A 3,292-nucleotide genomic window follows, 5' to 3' on the forward strand; every position below is an offset into this window, starting at 1 on the left:
ATATTTAATTCTGTGGATTTTTTTTAGAAAAATTTCGACTATTTCCCGCAGAATTAAATCCTTTTGTTAAGATGATAATAATAATTTGCTGATAGTGCAATGTTTTTCAGAAGGAAAGCAGAGGGGCATTGTATTATTTTGGGTAAAATCTCTCATAGGGGAGTGATTTGATTGAAGGACTACCCACTCGAATATTATGAGTTTTTTATAAAGTTTAATGAAGGGGATTACTATACTTGCCATGATCTTCTTGAAGAAATGTGGATGACCGATAAGGGGAATTTATTTTTTAAAGGGCTGCTGCAAATGAGTGTAGCGATTTATCATTATGAATACGGCAATATTAAAGGCGCAAGGCTCATGATGCAGGCAGCACATGATTATTTACAGGATTACCGTCCAATGCACTGGGGAATAGATCTTGAACACGTTTATTCATTTATGGAAGAATGTCTTTCCCTTTTTCCTAAGGATATTGACCGTGTTCCGTTTGAAGAGGTTGAGTCCCTTCCTAAATTACCTGAGTTAATATTGTTTTTAAATGATTAGATAGTCGAAATAATTTTCTTTTTTCGCTATAATGAGAGCATCAAATATGGAGGTGGAAAAATGTTTACGGTATTAAAGGAATTAAATTATGCAAAAGAACATGAATGCCTCATCCTTGGAATTTTCGAAAAGCCGAATAAATTCGATGGAGTTCTTTCGAGTCTTGATCATGAATTTGGCGGGCAATTAACGGACCTTGTTAGAGGCGGTGATGTATCTGCCAAGAAAAAGTCTGTTTCAAAGGTACATACTTTCGGGAAAATAGGGGCAAAAAGATTATATATTGTCGGTCTTGGCAAGGAAAATGATTATAGCTTTGAAATTTTACGTGAGGCACTTGGAAAAACATTTAAAGCTGTAAAAGCAGACAAGTTACAGGACGCAGCTGTATTCCTTTCATCATTCACGAATGAAAATGTAGATGCAATGGATGCTGCACATGCTGTTGGTGAAGCACTTACATTATCGACTTATTCCTTTGCTGGCTATAAACAAAAATCAAATGAGCCTGAAAAATTCATTGAGAATGTAACCGTATATAGCGATTCTTTAGAAGAAGAGGAAATTAAAGCAGCTTTAACGGTCGGTTATACATATGGAAAAGGAACGAACTCAGCCCGTACACTTGTAAATCTGCCGGGAAATATGCTGACGGCTACAAACATGGCTAACTATGCTCTAGAATTAGCGGCTAAATATGATTTTGAAGCAGAGATCCTCGAAAAGGAAGATATGCTAAAGCTCGGCATGGGTGCCTTATTAGCCGTTAACCAAGGCTCTGTTGAACCTCCTAAAATGATTGTTCTCAAGTATCAAGGAAAAGAGGAATGGAAGGACGTCATTGGTTTAGTCGGAAAAGGGATTACGTTCGATACTGGGGGCTACTCCATTAAGCCAAAGGATGGAATTGTTGGCATGAAATCGGATATGGGCGGTGCAGCAGCTGTCCTTGGAGCTATGGAAATTATTGGTGAGCTTAGACCGGAACAAAATGTTGTCGCGGTTATTCCTTCAACTGACAACATGATTAGCGGAAATGCGCTTAAGCCTGATGATGTGATCACTTCTATGAGCGGCAAAACGATTGAAGTACTGAATACAGATGCTGAAGGTCGCCTTGCTTTAGCAGACGCGGTAACGTATGCAAAGTTTCATGGGGCTAACTATCTTGTAGATGTTGCGACATTAACGGGAGGAGTCATTGTTGCGCTCGGAAATGAAACGACAGGTGCTTTAACTAATAATGAAGCACTATGGGAGCAGGTTCTCGAAGCATCCTATGAAGCAGGGGAGCCAATCTGGAGACTTCCTTTATTTGAAAAAGATAAACAAAGAATAAGAAGCAGTAAGATTGCCGATTTAAATAACTCTCCAGGACGAGAAGGACATGCGATTATGGGAGGAGGGTTTGTGGGAGAATTTGCTGAAGGAACACCGTGGGTGCACCTTGACATTGCTGGAACAGCAACGACCCGCAAAGAACATAGTCTTGGCCCATCCGGTGCAACAGGCGTAATGGTCCGTACACTAGCCCTGCTTGTTGAAAGATTTGAAGTATAGGGACGGTTCTCAATATAAAATGGGCCAAGGGAATGTCCCCTTGACCCAGGTTCTTCTATCCCAATGGTATGGTCAAGGGAATTGAAAGTTTGACCTCCCTTGGCCTAAAATCCGAAAAGAGATGTAATAATATTTTTTCTTTTTATCTTCTTTTTAGGCTTCTCATTATCAAATATTAATAGATTTTCGGCAGGCAGCTTATTTTTTAGGCTGCTCTGTTTATTTTCAAGTATTTCAATCCGCTCAGTTAAATTCTTAATAATGCCCTGGAGATCTTCAATCTCACGGCGGTGCTGCAGCAGTTGATAGGAAACTACATCATCTGCTTTCCCGTTCACTCTCTGTTCCAGCAGTTCGATTTTCTCCAGCAGCTTTTCAGTTGCTTTGTCACTGAGATTCACGGTTGTTGTCAGACTTCCTCTCCTTGGCTTCCCTTCTTGTACAGTCACATTCTGTAGAATAATTCCTTTACTTAGCTGATCTTGAACTTGTCTCAGCAATTGAATATCTTCCTCTTTAAACCAATAATGACCAAGCTCGTTCCGTTCCATTTGGAGCTCCAGCTGTCTTACCCAACGCTGTACTGTGCTTGGCGAAACCCCTAACAACTTTGCAACAGCACTTGTATTCACACTGATCCCCTCCTTCATTAGTTATTGAATTCTTCCAATAAAAATAAACTCCTTCCTATATGACAAAACTAGTTTATTTTCGGCAAAGAAAGTGGAGATGCTACATGTTTTTATCATTCCCTATAATTAGAAAAAAAGGAGATTAAAAATAGGCAATAGTCCGAAAAATACAACAACTGACAAAATATTTACAAGTGCTCGAATAATGTTGATTAATCTGAATTCAATTATTATACTTAAGGTGCTTATAATTTTTTGAATGTTAGGAAAGGGGAATATTTTCTATGATTATTGGGGTACCAAAAGAAATAAAAAATAATGAAAACCGTGTGGCTGCAACACCAGCGAGTGTATATACACTAGTTAAAGCAGGTCATCAAGTATTAGTAGAATCAGAGGCAGGTCTTGGAAGCGGATTCACAAACGAAGATTATAAAGAGGTTGGAGCGGAAATCGTTCCTACAGCTGCTGAGGCATGGGCTGCAGAAATGGTTATGAAGGTTAAAGAACCTCTTGAGTCGGAATATAAATATTTCCGCAAAGATTTAGTA

At 39.0% G+C, this 3,292-nt stretch carries 3 protein-coding genes and 1 pseudogene; 3 read left to right on the plus strand and 1 reads right to left on the minus strand.

The genetic code is table 11. The annotated features are described in order from the left end of the window. Positions 1–171 precede the first annotated feature (171 nt). Positions 172–549 carry a DUF309 domain-containing protein gene (locus tag V7164_RS19950; RefSeq protein ID WP_335345872.1) on the plus strand — a complete coding sequence of 126 codons (378 nt, stop codon included), beginning with the start codon at positions 172–174 and terminating at the stop codon, positions 547–549. 60 nt (positions 550–609) lie between these two features. Beyond that, positions 610–2,109, plus strand: coding sequence for a leucyl aminopeptidase (locus V7164_RS19955; RefSeq protein WP_335345873.1), 1,500 nt, complete (start codon positions 610–612; stop codon positions 2,107–2,109). Positions 2,110–2,213: 104 nt separating this feature from the next. Here V7164_RS19955 and V7164_RS19960 read toward each other — a convergent pair whose 3' ends face one another. Beyond that, the gene (locus V7164_RS19960; RefSeq protein WP_335345874.1) at positions 2,214–2,741 is read right to left on the minus strand and encodes a MerR family transcriptional regulator; all 528 of its coding nucleotides are present in this window, start codon (positions 2,739–2,741) and stop codon (positions 2,214–2,216) included. 284 nt (positions 2,742–3,025) lie between these two features. Here V7164_RS19960 and V7164_RS19965 point away from each other — a divergent pair. Continuing rightward, a pseudogene (locus tag V7164_RS19965) lies at positions 3,026–3,292 on the plus strand (alanine dehydrogenase); the annotation flags it as partial.

This window comes from Bacillus sp. JJ1474 (assembly GCF_036965225.1).
In the GTDB taxonomy this organism is placed as follows: Bacteria; Bacillota; Bacilli; order Bacillales; family Cytobacillaceae; genus Cytobacillus.